Source organism: Streptomyces sp. B1I3, from assembly GCF_030816615.1.
Classification (GTDB): Bacteria; Actinomycetota; Actinomycetes; order Streptomycetales; family Streptomycetaceae; genus Streptomyces.
Genome location: NZ_JAUSYD010000001.1, coordinates 2,379,868 through 2,397,141 on the forward strand (window position 1 = coordinate 2,379,868; position 17,274 = coordinate 2,397,141).

The window sequence follows — 17,274 nt, forward strand, 5'->3', positions numbered from 1 at the left end:
TCCGGGCGGGGCCCTTCGCTATGCCCTAGGAAGCCGCAGGCGGCCGTGTGAGCGCCTTACGGCCCACAGGTGGCACCGAGTACCGGCGAGCGGGCGCTAGGTCCTTAGACGGGCACGCAGAGCCTTTGGGTGCGCCGGGAACAGAAAAGGCCGGTTACACAGCGGGCAGGGGGTGAGTGTGTCGAGTGCTGGTTTCGAGAACGGTTTTGGGTCAGGGCCTATGTATGTGAGGTGTAACCAACTTTTGTATTCAGAATCAACACTCAACACACTCTAGAAACAGTAACCCCAGGTCAGAAGGGGTTTAGGGGTGTGTCGTTTTCTCTCGGGCGGTGCCGAACCCCTCCCGCTGAGTGCGGATTTCGATCCGATGGAATTGCCACCCTTTCGGTCCTATATAACGGTACGGTAACAGTCCCCAGCCAGCCTCGATATTGCGGCGAAATCCATGCGGCGCACTTAACAGAAACGCTCTCTATAGGTGTGGGCATACGAGCGCGTGTCTCGCTCAATCACCTAGGAACGTTCCCAGGTGCCCCACATTCTCGCCCGTGCGTTACCGGCTCCCGTCCCCTCTCTTGGCGGTTGAGCTTGCGCATGTGCGGTGTGTCCCTCACGGGTGTGGTCCGTTCGCCCGGCACCCGTGAGGGCCCTTTCTTTTCCCCTTTTGTCACAGACCAGAAAGGGGGTTGCTGCGTGACTGCCATCTCTCTCTCCCGCTCCCGCTGTCGCATCTGTGGCTCACGGTTCCTGGACATCCGCCACGGCGGCATCCCGTCCGAGCACTGTTCGCAGGATTGCAAGCGCGCTGCCGCCCGCATTAGGCAGCGTCGGCACCGTTCCGGGGGTGTGTCTCAGTGCACGTAATCACCCTTCGCATTGACCGCGAGGTAGCCGCATCGCTACTCGCTGATGATCCGGCCGCATGGGCAATCGCCACGGCCTTTATTCGCGGGCAGGCAGCGGACGTAATGGCCGGTCGCCCGACCCCCCTAACTGAACTGCTCGCTGATCTCCGGAGGCTCACGCGTGACAACACCAATTGAGCCTGTGCCCATGTGCACCGTGGACGACGTAGAGGCCCGAATGGGAACCACGTTTAACGACACCGACCGGCAGATGATTAGTACGGGCGTTCTCGATATTTCGGCGCTCATCGACCTAGAGGCAGCGTGGACCGACGGTATCCGTCCCGATCCCCTGCCCTATCTGTTCCGCATGATCTCCGCGCAGGCAGTCATTCGCTGGTTCCGCAACCCCGAGGGATTCCGCTCAGAAATGGCCGGTGAATACCAGTATCAGTACGGCGGCGCGGGTGCCACGTTGGGAAAGCCGACGCTCACCCCCGAGGAAAAGCAGCAGATCGCGCGCTACCTCGGTCGGGATGGCATTACGTCCGTGTCCGCTGGCGCTGATTTCGACGCTTGCGAACGCGCGCAGATCGTTCCCGCATTCCGTTCCCGAACCTATTGGGGGTAATCCATGAGTTTCCTAGATCCGAACGCATCGACCGACGACATTCCGGACGTTGACCCGGCCACTTTCGACGCCGAGGACACCGAGCTAGTCAGCCTCGCGGAGCAGCTACGAACGCAGCTTGAAGAGATCGACGGTAAGCGCGCCGATATCTCAAAGCGTCGCGCCGAGGCAGGCCCGTCCCGCGCTCAGATTCGCGCCGACTTCATGGAAGAGATGAATCTCTTTGATGATGACGACGACCCGATGCCGACCGGAATTAAGCGCATTCTTGACGGACACGTTAAGGAATGGCAGCGGACTTACCGGGAGCGCGCCCGCGACGGAAAGCTTCCGGTAATTCGAAAGGATGGCGGCGGCGTTGCTGGTACCGGCGTTGACACTCGCGCGCTGATGGGCGACAAGTTCATGCCTACAGTCACCCGCGAGATTGACGACTGGTTCACCTCTCGGGCCAATTCGCGAAACCGCCGGGGTGCCGATGCGGTCAATTACGACTCGGCGCTAGTTGACCGGCTGTATGAGCAGACCCGTACGGGCCGTAACCCAATGACTTCCGGTGGTGAGTAATGGACGTTTGGCTATCCCCTGACGCCCGCCTCACTCGACCGGACGGCCCCGAGGGTACGGACTCGCCGACAATGGGCCCGGTCCTAGACACAATCCTCGGGAAGTACCGGGAGACGTACCCGCGCCTACAGCGGGTGGAGCAGTACCTACACGGCCACCACGCACCGGCGTACATGCCGGAATCTGCCGCTGACGAGTTCGGCGTATTCCGTGAGCGCAGCGTGAAGAACTTTCTTCCGTTGGTAGTCGATGCGGTCGCGTCGAACCTCTACGTTGACGGGCTCCGTGCGGCCGGTGGAGGCGACAATTTCCCTGTCTGGGAGTCCTGGGACCGGAACGGCATGGAAGAGGCTCAGACGGCCGTACACCGTGACGCGCTGGCCTATGGCGAAGCCTATGTGCGGGTCCTTCCTGGCAGCAACGGGCCGGAAATCGAACCGCTCTCCCCGCTGTCCGTCACGGCCCTATTCAAGCGACCAAATGACCCGTTCCCGATTGCCGCTGCCGTCCACGGAACAACGTTCATTAATGGTGAGCGTCGCGCGACCGTGGACCTGTACGACGACGAGTTTGTTTTCCGGCTTGTCAGCAAGGAAGAGGGCGACGACCCCGGCGCATCCGACTATGTGGTTGTCGAGCAGCTAGCGCACGGCCTTACGCACTGCCCGATTATCCGTTTCCGGAACATGGCGTCAACATCGCCTAACGTCCCCTCGCTCGGGGAGGTTGAGCCGCTGATTCCTATTCAGGATGAGCTAAACAACATCGCGCTTTCCACGAATATCGCGATTCAATACGGCGCGCATCGTCAGAAGTGGGTAGCGGGTGTCACTCCTCCTAAGGAGGATCAGCACGACGTAGACCTTTGGGGCCGCATCAAGAAGCGCGCTGTTATGTTCTCGGCGTCGCGGCTGCTGATCTTCCCTGATAAGGACACAAAGACCGGCCAGTTCGACGCCACGGACGTTAAGCCGTATCTCGACGCCTACAACAACACCGTTAAGCACCTTGCCTCTATCGGATCGCTTCCCCCGCACTTTATTACCGGGGACATGGTGAACCTTTCGGCCGAGGCTCTAGCGGCTGCGGAGGAATCGCTACGTAAGAAGGTTCTCGACCGGCAGCGGGCATTCGGTGGAGCGTGGCGGCGCGTGTTCCAGACGGCTGCTGAGCTAATGGGTGTCGTCCTTCCCGCTGATGCTCAGATCGTTTGGCGCGATTGCACCCCGCGTTCTTTCTCGGCCACTGTGGACGCTCTCGGGAAGATGGTTGCCACGATGGGTGTTCCGCCCGAGGCAGCGTGGCAGATGGTTCCCGGAATGACTCCGGCACAGCTTGCCGAATGGCGCATCCTCGCCGAGCAGGTGGACCCGGCAACCAAGATGGCTAACGCACTGGCAAAGTCCGTGATTCCGCCCGAGGTTGAGCCGGTGGCAGCATGACGCAAGCGGATATCGACCGTGAATCTCGGGCCTACTACAACGAACAGCTAGCCATTTCCGGGACGTTGGCACAGCGGGTAATGCAGTGGTGGGCAACGCTTAGTTGGCGCGCTGTGGATTCCGACTCTGACGCACTGTGGGAGACGTACCGCGAATTGGTGAGTGAGAGCCGGGACCAGTCTTATGAGGCTGGCACCCGGTATCACAACCAAGTTCGTGAGCTTGCTCTAGACCACACCCGAACGTTCAGGGGTGGTCAGCGAGATACGCACTCGGAATCTCGACAGGCTGCGGCATCATATTTCGTGCACGCTGCGCCGGTGGCTCGGGCAATTAGCCAGGGTCGAGGCCGACTGGATAATCCCGATTTTCTAGCTGAACTCGATTCGGTAATGAACAGCGCGGGTACGAACCTTGCGCGCGATGGTGGCCGACTGGCCGAGCAAGGCGGACGTGATGCGCTGGCCGAGGCACGCGAGAACGACCCCGAGGTAATCGGCTACTTCCGCAAGACGGACGCCGACCCTTGCGGTTTCTGCGCAATGCTCGCTAGCCGTGGCGCTGCCTACAGCGAAAGCCGGAATGCGTCCCGTTCCACTCGGTCATTCGTAGCCGAGGACAACCCGGATCAGTACCACCCGGATTGTCACTGCCAGGTTCTCCCGCTGTTTCGTGGCGTCTCGCTTCCTCCCGAGGATGAACGAAAGCGCACCGAATATGTGCGGCGCTGGAATGCAACCGAGGGATCGGGAGAGGCGCAGCGGCGCGCATTCATTCGCTCATTCAACGAACAGCGGGAGGCAAGCCGTGGCGTGGGACAGCAGTAACCGGCGCTCCCGCCTACCCGCGAACTGGGCACAGATTAGACGGCAGGTGATCCGGCGAGACGGTGGCATTTGCCAGGCCGTTCTAGAGGACACTGGCCAGCTCTGCGGGGCATATGGCAGCGACGTGGATCACATAGAGCGCGGTGATAACCATTCGCTGTCGAATTTGTGGCTACTTTGCCGCTGGCATCATGCGGCGAAAACTCAGGCTGAATCAGCAGCAGCGAGAGCCGCTAACCCACGGCCAATCACCCGCCTAGGTCGGGACAGAGAGTCGCCGCCATTCCCTTGGTAGTCGTCGGCATACAGCGATTGGCAGTCACTCGCATTCACGTTGGGTGACTGCGATTCGCGTCTCTCCCGTGCATTCGAAGGCGGACGGTGGGGCACCCCCCGTCTCCGCACCTCTCATTCATCGTTACCGTGTAGATCGTCGGGCTCTACGGGTCCAGACGTCGCCGAGGCTGACCACTCGCCTTGCATTCCACGGAATCCCTATCCGGGGCCGTCACGCGCTGTGCCCATCACCCCTAAACGTTCAGGGGTGCTCCATACCTATTTCCCTTTGGGGGTTCCTCATGGGCACTCACGGCCCTATTCCTAAGCGCTCCGATATGCGACGTCGGACCAACCAGCCGGACACGCCGATTACTCGCGCTCCCGCTGGTGAACGTCCCAACAATCCCCAGGCTGACCCGAATTGGGACCCGATCGCTATTGAGTGGTTCGAGTCGCTGTTTGAGTCTGGCCAATCGTTCTTTTACGAACGTTCCGATATCGCGCAGGCCCGATATGTGGCCGAGGTGATGAGCCGAAATCTCAGCCAGGGACAGCGCGTAAGCGGCCAGCTATTCGCGTCGGTCATCAGCGCTGCCAGTGAACTACTAACAACCGAGGGCGCGCGGCGTCGTCTCGGTGTGGAGCTGACTAAGTCGCCGTCCGCTGATATGGACGCGGGCCTAGATGAGCTACTTAATTCGTACCGGGACGAGTGATGGAACCAGTACGCACAATCCCGGATTCCGTCCCGCCCGCGAACCGCACGCTAGGTGATATCGCTATCCGCTGGTGCACTCGTTACCTCCGTCAGCCGGACGGCCCCGAGGCTGGCGACGCATGGAAGTTCACCCGTGAGCAAGCGCGTACGGTAATGCGCTTTTATGAGCTGGACGACAACGGCGCTTTCGTCTATCGACAGGGGACCGTGCGGAGAATCAAGGGTGCCGGTAAGGACCCGTTCGCTGCGGCGCTGTGTGCATTCGAGTTCGTCGGGCCCTGCCGTTTCTCCCATTGGGACGCCGACGGTATGCCGGTCAGCAAGGCTCACCCCGCCGCTTGGGTGCAGGTGGCTGCCACGTCCAAGGATCAGGCACAGAACACAATGGCCCTGTTTCCTGGGATGTTCTCGAATTCCGCCCTAGCCACGTATGGAATCGACCTCGGTAAGGAGATTATTTACAGCGGAACCGGTGGCCGGATTGAAGCTGTGACCGCTTCGGCCCGTGCGCTGGAAGGACGCCGAGCAACCTTTACGCTGATGAACGAAACTCAGCACTGGGTCAAGTCCAATGGCGGCCACGACATGGCAATGACCATTGCGGGAAATGTGGCCAAGTCTCGTGGTGGTGGTGCTCGAACTCTTGAGATTACGAATGCCCCGTTGCCCGGTGAGGACAGCGTGGCTGAGCGCACGTTTCACGCGTGGTCAAAGCTACACGATAAGGGCCCTGATGTTCCCCGCCTCGCTGGTATTTACTACGACAGCGTAGAGGCCCCGCCGTTCGATATCGGTAACCGCGATGAGCTAGAGGCCGCGATCATTTGCGCCCGAGGTGACGCCACGTGGCTTGATGTGGACTGGATCATTTCCACGATCTACAGCGGCACGTACCCCGTTTGGCAGTCGCGCCGCATGTTCGCCAATCAGTTGGTTGTCGATGAGGACTCGTTGATTAACCCGCAGCATTGGGACGCTCTCGCTGTCACGGATCGAATCAACGATGGTGACCGAATCACCCTCGGGTTCGATGGTGGCAAGACGGATGACGCAACGGCGCTAGTCGCAATGCGCGTATCCGATCGGCTCATTGAACCGTTGGGTATTTGGGAACGCCCGGACGGTCCCGCCGGTGAGAATTGGGAGGTTGACCGTGCGGCCGTAGAGGATGCCGTGCACCATGCGTTCGCACGGTTCGACGTTGCCGCATTCTTCGCCGACCCCGTTCTATGGGAAGGGCACATTGCCCGTTGGTCCGAGGAGTACCGGGATCGATTCGCTGTACGGGCCTCTACCGGCTCCGCAGTGGCACGCCGGATGGATGGCTCGGGTGGGCAACAGCGGGAGTTGACAGACGCCAATGCGCGCCTTATAGCTGCCATCGAGAACGGCCACGTACGGCACACCGGAAACCTGACACTGCGGCGTCACGTGATGAATGCGAAGCGCTGGATTAACCGATATGGCGTCAGCTTCGGAAAGGAGAACCGCAGCTCTCGTAAGAAGGTTGACGGTTACGCGGCGCTGTTGCTCGCTGATCTCGCCCGTAATCGCCTGGCCGAGGCGGGCAAGCTGGAAGAACCGCAGCGTGACGGGCGCGTGTTCTTCGGCTAGTGACCACCCCTAAACACTCAGGGGTGATATTCGTGCATTAGTTCGACTGTGGCCCCGATGACCTAGCCGGTTGTCGGGGCCTTTCGTTTACTCTGCGTATCCGACTTGTTACAGAACGAAGAAGCCGTGCGGGATGACCTTGCGCAACCGGCCCTCGGTCACCAGGACGCCGACGGCGCGCACGGCCGTGGACTGGCTGATGTCGTACTCGGCGCTGATTGCCACGGTTCCGGGGAATCTCTCGCCTGACTTCCACTCGCCCGCGTCAAGGCGTCGGCGTAGGTCGTCGGCAACCTGGTTGGCAAAGGGGATCGAACGGTCTAGCTCCATGTGATCAGCGTGCGAGCTGGTCCACACGTGCGCTATCGCAGTAACCCACTAGTCAGCTAGTCTCGCCCCCAAAGCAAGCGCCCCCGAGGAAGCCGGGCAAGGGCTCACCTCGGGGGCTGACCGAACACAGGAGGTTCGGCTAATGGGTGACCTTATCCGCTGGGTTTTCGAATTGCGGGTGTCGGCATGAGCAAGGAACTGCGACTTCTGCCGTGGCCCGGCCCGAACGGACAGCGGGCATACCTGAGCACCGAGGACCCGAACGGCTTTCTCTCTCGGCTCGCTGATGATCTCGAAACGGTGCAGCTCATGACGGGGGCCGAGGTGCTGGCCCATGCCCGCCGGATGTTGGAAGATTCGCGCGCATCCTCGGGCGAACTCCGTTACGCGGTACGCCGGTTGGCTGAATGCCTAGATGACGCGCTGCGGGTCGCAGACTCTCGCGGTGGCCGGTTGCCCGAACCGGAGGGCGGCGACCCCGCAGAACGGCATACGCAGCCGCTGTGACGGCTCGGCGAAAGCGGGCGACCGACGACCGGCCGTCTAGCTATTGCGGCACCTGCGCCGGACATGGGCGCGTGTGGTGCGACGGCTGCTGTGGGTTCGCCGGTTGTGAGCTGTGCAGCGGCACGGGCAAGCGGCCCTGCCCTACGTGCGTCGGCGGAGATGCCGAGCGCATCCGATGGTGAGACCGGCCCCGTTCGTCTGCCCAACTAGCAGGCGCGCGGGGCCTAACTACGCCTGTAGATCGGGTAGTTGTGGGCGTTCGGTCAAACCTCCCATGGTGTTACGACGACGGGGGTCGTCGGGCTGCGGAAGTCGGTGTCACCCGTGGCGAGTGAGAGCGAGTGGCCCTCGAAGTCGATGTCCAGGCCGTCGAGGCCGTAGGTGTCGATGATCTTGCTGACGGAGGTGACGAAGGTGTCGCGCGCCGCGGCTGAGGCGAGCTGCACCTGGCCGTTCTGGCCGCCGATCGAGATCAGCACCTTCTTGCCCGCGGCCTGCTTGGCCTTGACGGCTGCCTTGAACTCCGCCTCGCTCTCCACGCCCGGGCACTCCGTCGCGGGGCAGAGCGAGAAGCGGATGTCGCCGGAGGTGACGGAGGTCGGCTCGCCGAAGGCGAGGTTGATGACGTCCCACGAGTCGGGCACATCGGCCATCCGCGTGTAGCCGGAGCCGTTGGCGAAGCTGGAGTGCAGGTAACCGACGAGGGCGTGGGCGGGAAGGCCGTCGCCGCCGCCCCCGCCGCCCCCGCCGCCCGCCGCCGTGGTGACGCCGACGGCGGCGGACCTCGCGGACTCCCCGGCGGCGTTGACCGCGGTGACCTGGAAGCTGTACGCGGTCGACGCGGCCAGCCCCGTGACGGTCGTCGAGGTGCCGGTGGCGGTCAGGGTCTTCGTACCGTCGCGGTAGACCTGGTAGCCGGTCGCGCCCGGGACGGCCGTCCAGGACAGCGGGACCGATGACGAGGTGGCCGTGCCGGCCCGCACTCCGGTGGGGGCGGCGGGGACGACGACCGGGTCGCCGCCCGGGCCTGTCAGGGTGAGGTCGTCGGCGTAGTAGGCGGGAGTGCCGTACCAGCCGTGGGTGTAGACGCTCACCGAGGTGGTCGAGGGACCGGTGGTGAACGTGGTGCGCAGCTGGGTGTAGCTGCCGGCGGACTGGGTCCAGGTGGACACGTCGGTGGTGCCGGTGCCGGAGGCGCCGAGGTAGGCGTAGCCGCCCTGGACCCACGCGGCGAGCGTGTAGGTGGAACCGGGCTTCACCGTCACGGTCTGGGAGCACTTGGCGTTGTCGCTGCCGGCCGGGGTGGCCTTCAGGGCCGAGGTGCCGCCGTGCACGGGGCTGCCGACCGCTACGCCGCTGCCGCCCGTGCAGCTCCATCCGTCGAGGCCCGCCTCGAAACCGCCGTTGCGCGCCACGTCGGCGTCGGCCGCGCCGGCGGCCGGTGCCGTGGCGACCAGGCCGCCGGCGGCGAGGAGCGCCGCCGAGACGACAGCCAGGAGTCCGGCAAATCGGACAGGTGGTCCGGTGCGTTCCACGACAGCCTCCGTACAGGGGGGAATTGGGTGGGGCCGCGCACAACATGGTCCAGACCAATCAGGTTGTCAAGACCTTTGGCAGTGCCTCACCCCTCCTCGCGTACGCCGCCGTGGGCGCGGCGGACGGCCACGGCCTCGTGCATCGCCCATTCCAGGACCACCGGGTCGGTGAGGGTTCCCGAGCCGTCCGGCTGGATCAGCCACCGCACCCCGCCGACCGTGCGACCGGGGTAGGGAACGACGATCCAGGTGCCCTGACCTGCACCGCGCACCCCGGTGCCGAGCCAGTGGGCGGCCGTCCCCGGGGGCACGAAGAACCCCAGGCGGGCATCTCCGAAGTCGGCGAGGACCGGGCCCGGCCGGTCCAGGAGACGGGTGAGCACGTCGAACGTGGGGTAGCCCAGCGCCCCCGGAAGAATCAGTACGTCCCAGCGCTTCCCGGCGGGCAGCAGGGCGATGCCCTGCGGGTCCCGCTCCCATTCCCACCGGCAGACGTCCGGATCCGGTGCCACCGACGCGAGCCACTCGACCGCGGCTTTCGCCCCCGTACCGGTCATGTACGCCTCCTCTTCCCCGTGGGCGCAGGCAGGGTCCTGCCGGCGCGTTCACGGGAGAGAGGGGGCTGCGCCCGGATCATGACGCGGGTTCGGCCACCGGCCGTACGTGAGCTGGGTCACCTTCCCGGCCGTCAGCTGTCGAAGCCGAGCCCCATCCGGTCCATGGCCCGCAGCCACAGGTTGCGGCGCCCGCCGTCGGTGTCCGCCCGGGCGAGGGACCGCTTGGTCAGCTCGATGCCGGCCCAGGCGAACGGCTCGGGCGGGAAGGGCATCGGCTTGGAGCGGACCATGTCGAGCGCGGTCCTCTCGGTCTCCCGGCCCGCCAGCAGATCGAGCATCACCTCGGCGCCGAAACGCGTGGCTCCCACACCCAGTCCGGTGTATCCGGCGGCATAGGCGACCCGTCCGCGGTGGGCCGTGCCGAAGAAGGCGGAGAAACGCGAGCAGGTGTCGATCGCACCGCCCCAGGAATGGGTGAAGCGGACGCCGGAAAGCTGGGGAAAACACTCGAAGAACTGCCCGGCCAGCTTCAGGAACGTCTCCGGCCGCTGGTCCAGCGAGGAATCCAGCCGGCCGCCGTACGGATAGACGGCGTCGTATCCGCCCCACAGGATCCGGTTGTCCGCGGAGAGCCGGAAGTAATGGAACTGATTGGCGCTGTCCCCCAGCCCCTGACGGTTGCGCCAGCCGATCGACGCGAGCCGGCCGGCGTCCAGGGGCTCGGTCATCAGCGCGTAGTCGTACACCGGGACGGTGTACGGGCGCACCCGCTTGACCAGTGACGGGAAGACGTTGGTCCCGAGGGCCACCCGGTGGGCGAAGACCCTGCCGTAGGGGGTGCGTACCGCCGTTCCGGACCCTGAACGGGCGATCTCCAGGCCCTGCGTGTGCTCGTGGATCCGTACACCCGCCCGCAGGCAGGCCTCCTTCAGCCCCCAGGCGAGCTTCGCCGGGTGCAGCATGGCGACCCCGCGGCGGTCCCAGAGACCACCGAGGAATGTCGGTGAATCGACTTGGGCCCGCACCGCGTCACGGTCCAGGAACTCCACGCCGGTGAAGCCGAGCTCCTCCGCCCGCCGGTGCCATTCCCGCAGGTCGTCGAGCTCATGGGGCCGGGTCGCCACATCGATCTCACCGGTGCGCTCGAAGTCGCAGTCGATGGAGTGGCGGGTGACCGCCTCCTCGATGGCGTCGAGGTTGCGCCGGCCCAGCTCCTCCAGCTTGCCGATCTCCTGCGGCCAGCGCTCCAGCCCGTTGGCCGGACCGTGGGTCAGCGAGGCGGCGCAGAACCCGCCGTTGCGGCCCGAGGCGGCCCAGCCCACCTCGTGGCCCTCGATGAGCACGACGTCGCACCCGGGGTCCCGCTCCTTGGCGAGGAGCGCGGTCCACAGTCCGCTGTAACCGCCGCCCACGACCAGGAGATCGCACTGTTCGTCCCGGGTGAGGGCGGGGAGCGGGTCGGGCTTTCCCGGGTCGTCGAGCCAGTAGGAGAGGGGGCGTGCGTCACGGAGGGATCGGGCGGCAGTACGCATGGCGTCCGGGGCCATGGTTTCCAACTCCTTCGGGGCTTGCTTACTTTCCGGTGTTCTTCCGTCGGTGGGCGACGAACTGCCCGACGAGAACGACGGTCACGGCGATGGCGAACATCGCCGTGCCGATGACGTTGATCTGCACGGGTGTGCCACGCTGCGCGGATCCCCAGACGAACATGGGGAAGGTCACCGTGGAGCCGGCGTTGAAATTGGTGATGATGAAATCGTCGAAGGAGAGCGCGAAGGCGAGCAGCGCTCCCGCGGCTATTCCGGGAGCGGCGATCGGCAGGGTCACCCGCAGGAACGTCTGCACGGGTCCGGCGTAGAGGTCGCGGGCCGCCTCCTCGAGCCTCGGGTCCATCGACATCACACGCGCCTTGACGGCTGTCACCACGAAGCTGAGGCAGAACATGATGTGCGCGATCAGGACCGTCCAGAAGCCGAGCCGGGCACCCATGTTGAGGAACAGCGTGAGCAGCGAGGCGGCCATGACGACCTCGGGCATCGCCATGGGCAGGAAGATCAGGGAGTTGATCGCGCCGCGCGCCCGGAAGCGGTAGCGCACCAGCGCGAAGGCGATCATCGTGCCGAGCACGGTCGCGCCGAGGGTCGCCCAGACGGCGATCTGGAGCGAGAGGGAGAGCGATCCGCAGAGGTCGGCGACCCCGCAGGGGTCCTTCCAGGCGTCCAGGGAGAACTGCTGCCAGGCGTAGTTGAAACGTCCGTTGGGCTTGTTGAAGGAGAACACCATCACGACGATGTTCGGCAGGACCATGTACGCGAGGGTCAGCAGCCCCGCGATCACGACGAGGTTCCGGCGAAGCAGGCGGAGTACGGGCATCAGACCAGGTCCTCCGTACCGGAGCGGCGGATGTAGACGGTGACCGCGAACAGGACGACCGCCATGAGGATGAAGGAGAGGGCGGCCGCCGTCGGGTAGTCCAGGACCCGGAGGAACTGGGTCTGGATGACGCTGCCCACCATCTTGGTGTCGGTGGATCCGAGCAGTTCCGCGTTGACGTAGTCGCCGCTGGCCGGGATGAAGGTCAGCAGGGTGCCGGAGACGACCCCGGGCATGGACAGCGGGAACGTCACCTTGCGGAAGGTGGTGGCCGGGGTGGCGTACAGGTCGCCCGCCGCCTCGTGCAGCCGGCCGTCGATCCGCTCCAGCGAGGTGTAGAGCGGCAGGATCATGAACGGCAGGAAGTTGTACGTCAGACCGCAGACGACGGCCATCGGTGTGGCCAGTACGCGGTCGCCCTCGGTCCAGCCGAGCCAGCTGGTGACGTCCAGGACGTGCAGGGTGTTCAGGACGTCGACGACCGTGCCGCCGTCCGCGAGGATCGTCTTCCAGGCGAGTGTGCGGATCAGGAAGCTGGTGAAGAACGGCGCGATGACCAGGACCAGCACCAGGTTGCGCCAACGGCCGGCCTTGAAGGCGATCAGGTAGGCGAGCGGGTAGCCGAGCAGCAGGCACAGGAGCGTGGCGGTGCCGGCATACAGCAGGGACCTGACGAACTGCGGGTAGTAGTCGGCGAGGGCGTCCCAGTACGTCCGGAAGTGCCAGGTGACCTCGAAGCCCTTCTCCAGGGACCCGGTCTGTACGGAGGTCGACGCCTGGTAGACCATCGGCAGCGCGAAGAAGACGAGCAGCCACAGGATGCCGGGGAGCAGCAGCCAGTAGGGGACGAGCCGCTTGCGCGTGGACGGCTTTCGGATCTTCGGTTCGGTGGACGGCGCCGGCGGCGCGTCGGTGACGCTCACGCCGCGTCCTCCACGCTTTCCACGCCCGCGGCGATGTCCTGGGCGGCGTCCAGGCCGAAGGTGTGGGCCGGGTTCCAGTGCAGGACGACCTCGGCCCCGGGGAGGAGCCCCTCACGGTGCTCGACGTTCTGTTCGTAGCACTGGAGTGCCTTGCCGGCCGGGCTCTCGACGACGTACTGGGTGGAGACACCGATGAAGCTGGAGTCGACGATCCGGCCGGTGACGCGGTTGCGGCCGGCGGCTATCGCCCCGGCTTCGGCGGCGCGGGAGAGGGAGAGCTTCTCGGGGCGGACGCCGACGAGCAGCTTTCCGCCGCGTGCCGTCGGGGCCGAACACCGGGCGGCGGGCAGCAGCAGTGTCCCGTCCCCCGCCGTGACGGTGATGTCGCCACCCGCGGAGACGATCTCGGCCTCGATGAGGTTGGAGGTGCCGAGGAAGTTCGCCACGAAGGTGGTCCGCGGGTTCTCGTACAGGTCGGCGGGGGCGCCGAGCTGTTCGACCCGGCCGCCGTTCATCACCGCGACGGTGTCGGCCATGGTCATGGCCTCCTCCTGGTCGTGGGTGACGTGGATGAACGTGATGCCGACCTCGGTCTGGATCCGCTTGAGTTCGAGCTGCATCTGGCGGCGCAGTTTGAGGTCGAGGGCGCCCAGCGGCTCGTCCAGCAGGAGCACCTGCGGGTGGTTGATGAGCGCGCGCGCCACGGCGACGCGCTGCTGCTGTCCGCCGGAGAGCTGGTGCGGTCGGCGGTGGGCGAAGTCGCCGAGCTGGACGAGGTCGAGCATGTCGCCGACCTGCTTCTTCACGGACTTGATGCCGCGGCGGCGCAGGCCGAACGCGATGTTCTCGGTGACGTCCAGGTGCGGGAAGAGGGCGTAGCTCTGGAAGACGGTGTTGACGGGCCGTTTGTACGGGGGCAGGTCCGTGATGTCGCTGCCGCCGAGCGAGACCGTGCCGGTCGTGGCTTCCTCCAGGCCGGCGATCATCCGCAGGGTGGTGGTCTTGCCGCAGCCGGACGCGCCGAGCAGGGCGAAGAAGGAGCCCTGCGGGACCGTCAGGTCGAGGGGGTGTACGGCAGTGAAGGAGCCGTAGGTCTTGCTGATCCCGGTGAGACGGACGTCGCCGCCCGCTGTCTGCTGCTGTGTCATGGGTCGCAGTCCCAGTGGTGTCGGGGGAGATCGGGAAGGGGGACGGGCCGGTCAGGCGCCGATGAGCTTGGCGAACTTCTCCTCGTACGCCGTCTCTTCCGCGGCATCGAGCGAGCGGAAGGCGTGCGACTTCGCGGCCATCGCCCTGTCCGGGAGGATCAGTGTGTTCGACGCCATCGACTCGTCGATCTTCGCGAGTTCCGGGGCGACCCCGTCGACCGGGCAGACGTAGTTGATGTAGGCGGCGAGCTGGGCGGCGACCGGGGGCTCGTAGTAGTGGTCCATGAGCTTCTCGGCGTTGGTCTTGTGCCGGGCCCCGGCCGGGACCAGCATGTTGTCGCTGGAGGTGATGTAACCGGCGGCCGGTATCGCGAACTCGATGTCCGGGTTGTCGGCCTGGAGCTGGATGATGTCGCCCGCCCAGGCGACGCAGGCCGCGATGTCGCCCTTGCTCAGGTCGGCGGTGTAGTCGTTGCCGGTGAAGCGGCGGATCTGCTTCTTGTCGACGCCCTTCTGGATACGCCCGATCGCCGCGTCGTAGTCGGCGTCGGTGAACGAACCCGGGTCCTTGCCCATGTCCAGCAGCGTCATCCCGACCGAGTCGCGCATCTCGGAGAGGAAGGAGACCTTCCCCTTCAGCCGGGGGTCGTCGAGCAGCTGGGTGATGGAGTCGACCTTGCGTCCACCGGTCGCCTTCCGGTTGTAGGCGATGACGGTCGGGATGCCGGTCCAGGGGTAGGAGTAGGCGCGTCCGGGGTCCCAGTCGGGGGTGCGGAACTGGGCCGACAGGTTGGCGAAGGCGTGCGGCAGGTTCGCCGGGTCGAGCTTCTGCGCCCAGCCCAGCCGGATGATGCGGGCGGCCAGCCAGTCGGTGACGACGACGAGGTCGCGGCCGGTGTCCTGGCCGGCGGCGAGCTGCGGTTTGATCTTGCCGAAGAACTCGACGTTGTCGTTGATGTCCTCGGTGTACTTGACCGATATCCCGGTGCGCTTCGTGAACGCCTCCAGGGTCGGGCGGTGCTTCTCGTCCTCGCTGACGTCCATGTACTCGGTCCAGTTGGAGAAGTTGATCCGCTTCTCCGTGGCCGAGTGGTCGTCCGACGCCACCGCGTCCCCTTCACGCTTCGCGGGCGGGATGCCGCACGCACTCAGCGTGCCGAGGCCGCCGAGCGCGAGTGCGCCCATGCCCGACGCACGAAGAAGCGAGCGGCGGGTGAGGGCGCCCCTTCCGTTCGTGAGGCTGCGCCTCATGGCGGCCAGCTGCGGCGCGGAGAGGCGCTCGGGCTCGTACTGCTCCATACGCGTTGCCCTTCCGGGTGGGTGGGGCCGCCGGCCGGCGGCCGCTGCTATCGGTCCCCGAAGACGGTGCGGTGCCAGTCCTTCCTGGCCACCGCGGTGTTGTCGTACATGACGTGCTTCACCTGCGTGTACTCCTCGAAGGAGTACGCCGACATGTCCTTGCCGAACCCGCTGGCCCGGTATCCGCCGTGCGGCATCTCGCTGATGATCGGGATGTGGTCGTTGATCCACACGCAGCCCGCCGCGATCTCACGGGTGGCGCGGTTCGCCCGGTACAGGTCGCGGCTCCAGGCGGAGGCGGCGAGCCCGTACGGGGTGTCGTTGGCGAGGCGGATTCCCTCGTCGTCGGTGTCGAAGGGCAGCACGGCCAGGACGGGGCCGAAGATCTCCGAGCTCACGATCTCGCTGTCCTGGGCCGCCCCCGTGATCAGGGTCGGCCGGTAGTAGGCGCCGTCGGCGAGGGCGCCGCCGGGGGCCTCGCCGCCGGTGACGACGGTGGCGTAGGCGCGGGCACGCTCGACGAAACCGGCGACGTGGTCGCGGTGCCGGTGGCTGACCAGCGGGCCGAGGTCGGTCGACGGGTCGAAGGGGTCGCCCAGGCGCACGCTCTCCATCAGGGCGGCGACACCGGCCACGAACGCGTCGTACAGCGGGCGCTGGACGTAGGCGCGGGTGGCGGCCGTGCAGTCCTGCCCGGTGTTGATGAGGGATCCGGCGACCGCTCCGTTGACCGCGGCGTCGAGGTCGGCGTCGTCGAACACGAGGAACGGCGCCTTGCCGCCGAGCTCCAGGTGGAGACGTTTGACGGTGGAGGTGGCGATCGCGGCGACGCGCCTGCCGACGGCGGTGGAGCCGGTGAAGGAGGTCATCACGACGTCCGGGTGGCCGACGAGGTGTTCGCCCGCGTCCTTCCCGGCGCCCGAGACGATGTTGATCACACCATCCGGGATGCCGGCCCGGGTGGCCGCCTGGGCGAACATCAGCGAGGTCAGCGGAGTGATCTCGGCGGGCTTCAGCACGATGGTGTTGCCCGCCGCGACGGCGGGGAGGATCTTCCACGCGGCCATCTGCAGCGGGTAGTTCCAGGGCGCGACGGAACCGACGACACCGATGGCCTCGCGGCGTACGTAGGAGGTGTGGTCGCCGCTGTACTCGGCGGCCGACCTCCCTTCCAGGTTCCGGGCGGCGCCGGCGAAGAACGCGGCGTTGTCGACCGTGCCCGGCACGTCGAACTCGGTGGCGAGCCGGACGGGTTTGCCGCACTGCAGCGACTCGGCGTAGGCCAGCTCGTCCGCCTCCTCGGCGAGTACGGCGGCGAAGCGGTGCAGCAGCGTGGACCGCTCGGCAGGGGTGGCGCCGGACCAGCCGGGGAAGGCGTCGCGGGCTGCCGAGACCGCGGCGTCGACATCGGCGGTGCCGGCCAGTTCGTAGCGGTACACCGTCTCGCCCGTGGCGGGGTTCACCACCTCCTGATGGCGCCCCGAGGTGCCGGGGCGCAGCCGTCCGCCGATGTACTGCGCACCCTCCGCGAAGCGGTCCTGCACCTGGAAACCGTCGACCATCACGCTCTCCTCCGCTGCCCCCGTGATCAAGGGCGGCGTAGCTCCGTCTCGAATTGAGTGCCGATCCTGACAGAGAGGTCTACCGGCAACAAGGGATTCCGTTGTTGCCTTTTG

The 17,274-nt window shown here is 65.8% G+C and carries 15 protein-coding genes and 1 pseudogene; 7 read left to right on the top strand and 9 right to left on the bottom strand.

All coding sequences use genetic code 11. From position 1 onward, the window contains the following. Positions 1–1,065 precede the first annotated feature (1,065 nt). The 6 genes from QFZ58_RS10720 to QFZ58_RS10745 all read left to right on the top strand — a co-directional run bounded on the left by QFZ58_RS10720 (position 1,066) and on the right by QFZ58_RS10745 (position 6,926). On the top strand, positions 1,066–1,479 hold the full coding sequence (locus QFZ58_RS10720; protein ID WP_307124703.1) for a hypothetical protein: 414 nt from the start codon (positions 1,066–1,068) through the stop codon (positions 1,477–1,479). A 3-nt stretch (positions 1,480–1,482) separates the two neighbouring features. Continuing rightward, positions 1,483–2,046 (top strand): hypothetical protein, encoded by a 564-nt coding sequence (locus QFZ58_RS10725; RefSeq protein WP_307124704.1) that lies wholly within the window; start codon positions 1,483–1,485, stop codon positions 2,044–2,046. Between the two features lie 71 nt (positions 2,047–2,117). Further along, entirely contained in the window at positions 2,118–3,488 is a 1,371-nt protein-coding gene (locus QFZ58_RS10730) for a phage portal protein (protein WP_307124705.1), read from the top strand. After that, positions 3,485–4,315 (top strand): hypothetical protein, encoded by an 831-nt coding sequence (locus QFZ58_RS10735; protein WP_307124706.1) that lies wholly within the window; start codon positions 3,485–3,487, stop codon positions 4,313–4,315. The genes QFZ58_RS10730 and QFZ58_RS10735 overlap by 4 nt, the downstream gene beginning before the upstream one ends. 614 nt (positions 4,316–4,929) lie before the next feature. Further along, on the top strand, positions 4,930–5,310 hold the full coding sequence (locus QFZ58_RS10740) for a hypothetical protein (RefSeq protein ID WP_307124707.1): 381 nt from the start codon (positions 4,930–4,932) through the stop codon (positions 5,308–5,310). Further along, positions 5,310–6,926 carry a terminase gene (locus QFZ58_RS10745; protein ID WP_307124708.1) on the top strand — a complete coding sequence of 539 codons (1,617 nt, stop codon included), beginning with the start codon at positions 5,310–5,312 and terminating at the stop codon, positions 6,924–6,926. Before QFZ58_RS10740 ends, QFZ58_RS10745 begins: the two co-directional genes overlap by 1 nt. A gap of 108 nt (positions 6,927–7,034) precedes the next feature. On the opposite strand, the gene QFZ58_RS10750 is transcribed toward QFZ58_RS10745, so the two are convergent. Beyond that, positions 7,035–7,256 carry a GntR family transcriptional regulator gene (locus QFZ58_RS10750; protein ID WP_307124709.1) on the bottom strand — a complete coding sequence of 74 codons (222 nt, stop codon included), beginning with the start codon at positions 7,254–7,256 and terminating at the stop codon, positions 7,035–7,037. Positions 7,257–7,442: 186 nt separating this feature from the next. Between QFZ58_RS10750 and QFZ58_RS10755 the strand changes: the two genes are divergently transcribed. Next, positions 7,443–7,763, top strand: a complete 321-nt coding sequence (locus tag QFZ58_RS10755; protein ID WP_307124710.1) for a hypothetical protein — start codon at positions 7,443–7,445, stop codon at positions 7,761–7,763. A gap of 281 nt (positions 7,764–8,044) precedes the next feature. On the opposite strand, the pseudogene QFZ58_RS10760 reads toward QFZ58_RS10755, so the two are convergent. From QFZ58_RS10760 to QFZ58_RS10795, 8 genes and pseudogenes are all read right to left on the bottom strand, one after another. Beyond that, positions 8,045–9,298 (bottom strand): annotated as a pseudogene (locus QFZ58_RS10760) (carbohydrate binding domain-containing protein); the annotation flags it as partial. 86 nt (positions 9,299–9,384) lie between these two features. Then, positions 9,385–9,855 (bottom strand): hypothetical protein, encoded by a 471-nt coding sequence (locus tag QFZ58_RS10765; RefSeq protein WP_307124711.1) that lies wholly within the window; start codon positions 9,853–9,855, stop codon positions 9,385–9,387. A gap of 131 nt (positions 9,856–9,986) precedes the next feature. Beyond that, complete coding sequence (locus tag QFZ58_RS10770; RefSeq protein ID WP_307124712.1) at positions 9,987–11,402, bottom strand: FAD-binding oxidoreductase; 1,416 nt, start codon at positions 11,400–11,402, stop codon at positions 9,987–9,989. Positions 11,403–11,427: 25 nt separating this feature from the next. Then, a complete protein-coding gene (locus QFZ58_RS10775; protein WP_307124713.1) occupies positions 11,428–12,228 on the bottom strand; it encodes an ABC transporter permease in 801 nt (266 codons plus the stop codon). Beyond that, positions 12,228–13,151, bottom strand: a complete 924-nt coding sequence (locus tag QFZ58_RS10780) for an ABC transporter permease (protein ID WP_307124714.1) — start codon at positions 13,149–13,151, stop codon at positions 12,228–12,230. The genes QFZ58_RS10775 and QFZ58_RS10780 overlap by 1 nt, the downstream gene beginning before the upstream one ends. Beyond that, positions 13,148–14,299 carry an ABC transporter ATP-binding protein gene (locus QFZ58_RS10785; RefSeq protein WP_307124715.1) on the bottom strand — a complete coding sequence of 384 codons (1,152 nt, stop codon included), beginning with the start codon at positions 14,297–14,299 and terminating at the stop codon, positions 13,148–13,150. Before QFZ58_RS10785 ends, QFZ58_RS10780 begins: the two co-directional genes overlap by 4 nt. Positions 14,300–14,350: 51 nt before the next feature. Next, entirely contained in the window at positions 14,351–15,598 is a 1,248-nt protein-coding gene (locus QFZ58_RS10790; RefSeq protein ID WP_307124716.1) for a PotD/PotF family extracellular solute-binding protein, read from the bottom strand. A 47-nt stretch (positions 15,599–15,645) separates the two neighbouring features. Continuing rightward, positions 15,646–17,160: a gamma-aminobutyraldehyde dehydrogenase gene (locus tag QFZ58_RS10795; protein WP_307128822.1), complete on the bottom strand. Its 1,515-nt coding sequence runs from the start codon at positions 17,158–17,160 to the stop codon at positions 15,646–15,648. Positions 17,161–17,274 lie beyond the last annotated feature (114 nt).

Bases quoted from the DNA above. Each gene is read 5' to 3' on its own strand.
- QFZ58_RS10725 (WP_307124704.1), top strand. From the start codon at position 1,483: ATGAGTTTCCTAGATCCGAACGCATCGACCGACGACATTCCGGACGTT.
- QFZ58_RS10730 (WP_307124705.1), top strand. From the start codon at position 2,118: ATGGGCCCGGTCCTAGACACAATCCTCGGGAAGTACCGGGAGACGTAC.
- QFZ58_RS10735 (WP_307124706.1), top strand. From the start codon at position 3,485: ATGACGCAAGCGGATATCGACCGTGAATCTCGGGCCTACTACAACGAA.
- QFZ58_RS10740 (WP_307124707.1), top strand. From the start codon at position 4,930: ATGCGACGTCGGACCAACCAGCCGGACACGCCGATTACTCGCGCTCCC.
- QFZ58_RS10745 (WP_307124708.1), top strand. From the start codon at position 5,310: ATGGAACCAGTACGCACAATCCCGGATTCCGTCCCGCCCGCGAACCGC.
- QFZ58_RS10750 (WP_307124709.1), bottom strand. From the start codon at position 7,256: ATGGAGCTAGACCGTTCGATCCCCTTTGCCAACCAGGTTGCCGACGAC.
- QFZ58_RS10755 (WP_307124710.1), top strand. From the start codon at position 7,443: ATGAGCAAGGAACTGCGACTTCTGCCGTGGCCCGGCCCGAACGGACAG.
- QFZ58_RS10765 (WP_307124711.1), bottom strand. From the start codon at position 9,855: ATGACCGGTACGGGGGCGAAAGCCGCGGTCGAGTGGCTCGCGTCGGTG.
- QFZ58_RS10770 (WP_307124712.1), bottom strand. From the start codon at position 11,402: ATGGCCCCGGACGCCATGCGTACTGCCGCCCGATCCCTCCGTGACGCA.
- QFZ58_RS10775 (WP_307124713.1), bottom strand. From the start codon at position 12,228: ATGCCCGTACTCCGCCTGCTTCGCCGGAACCTCGTCGTGATCGCGGGG.
- QFZ58_RS10785 (WP_307124715.1), bottom strand. From the start codon at position 14,299: ATGACACAGCAGCAGACAGCGGGCGGCGACGTCCGTCTCACCGGGATC.
- QFZ58_RS10790 (WP_307124716.1), bottom strand. From the start codon at position 15,598: ATGGAGCAGTACGAGCCCGAGCGCCTCTCCGCGCCGCAGCTGGCCGCC.
- QFZ58_RS10795 (WP_307128822.1), bottom strand. From the start codon at position 17,160: ATGGTCGACGGTTTCCAGGTGCAGGACCGCTTCGCGGAGGGTGCGCAG.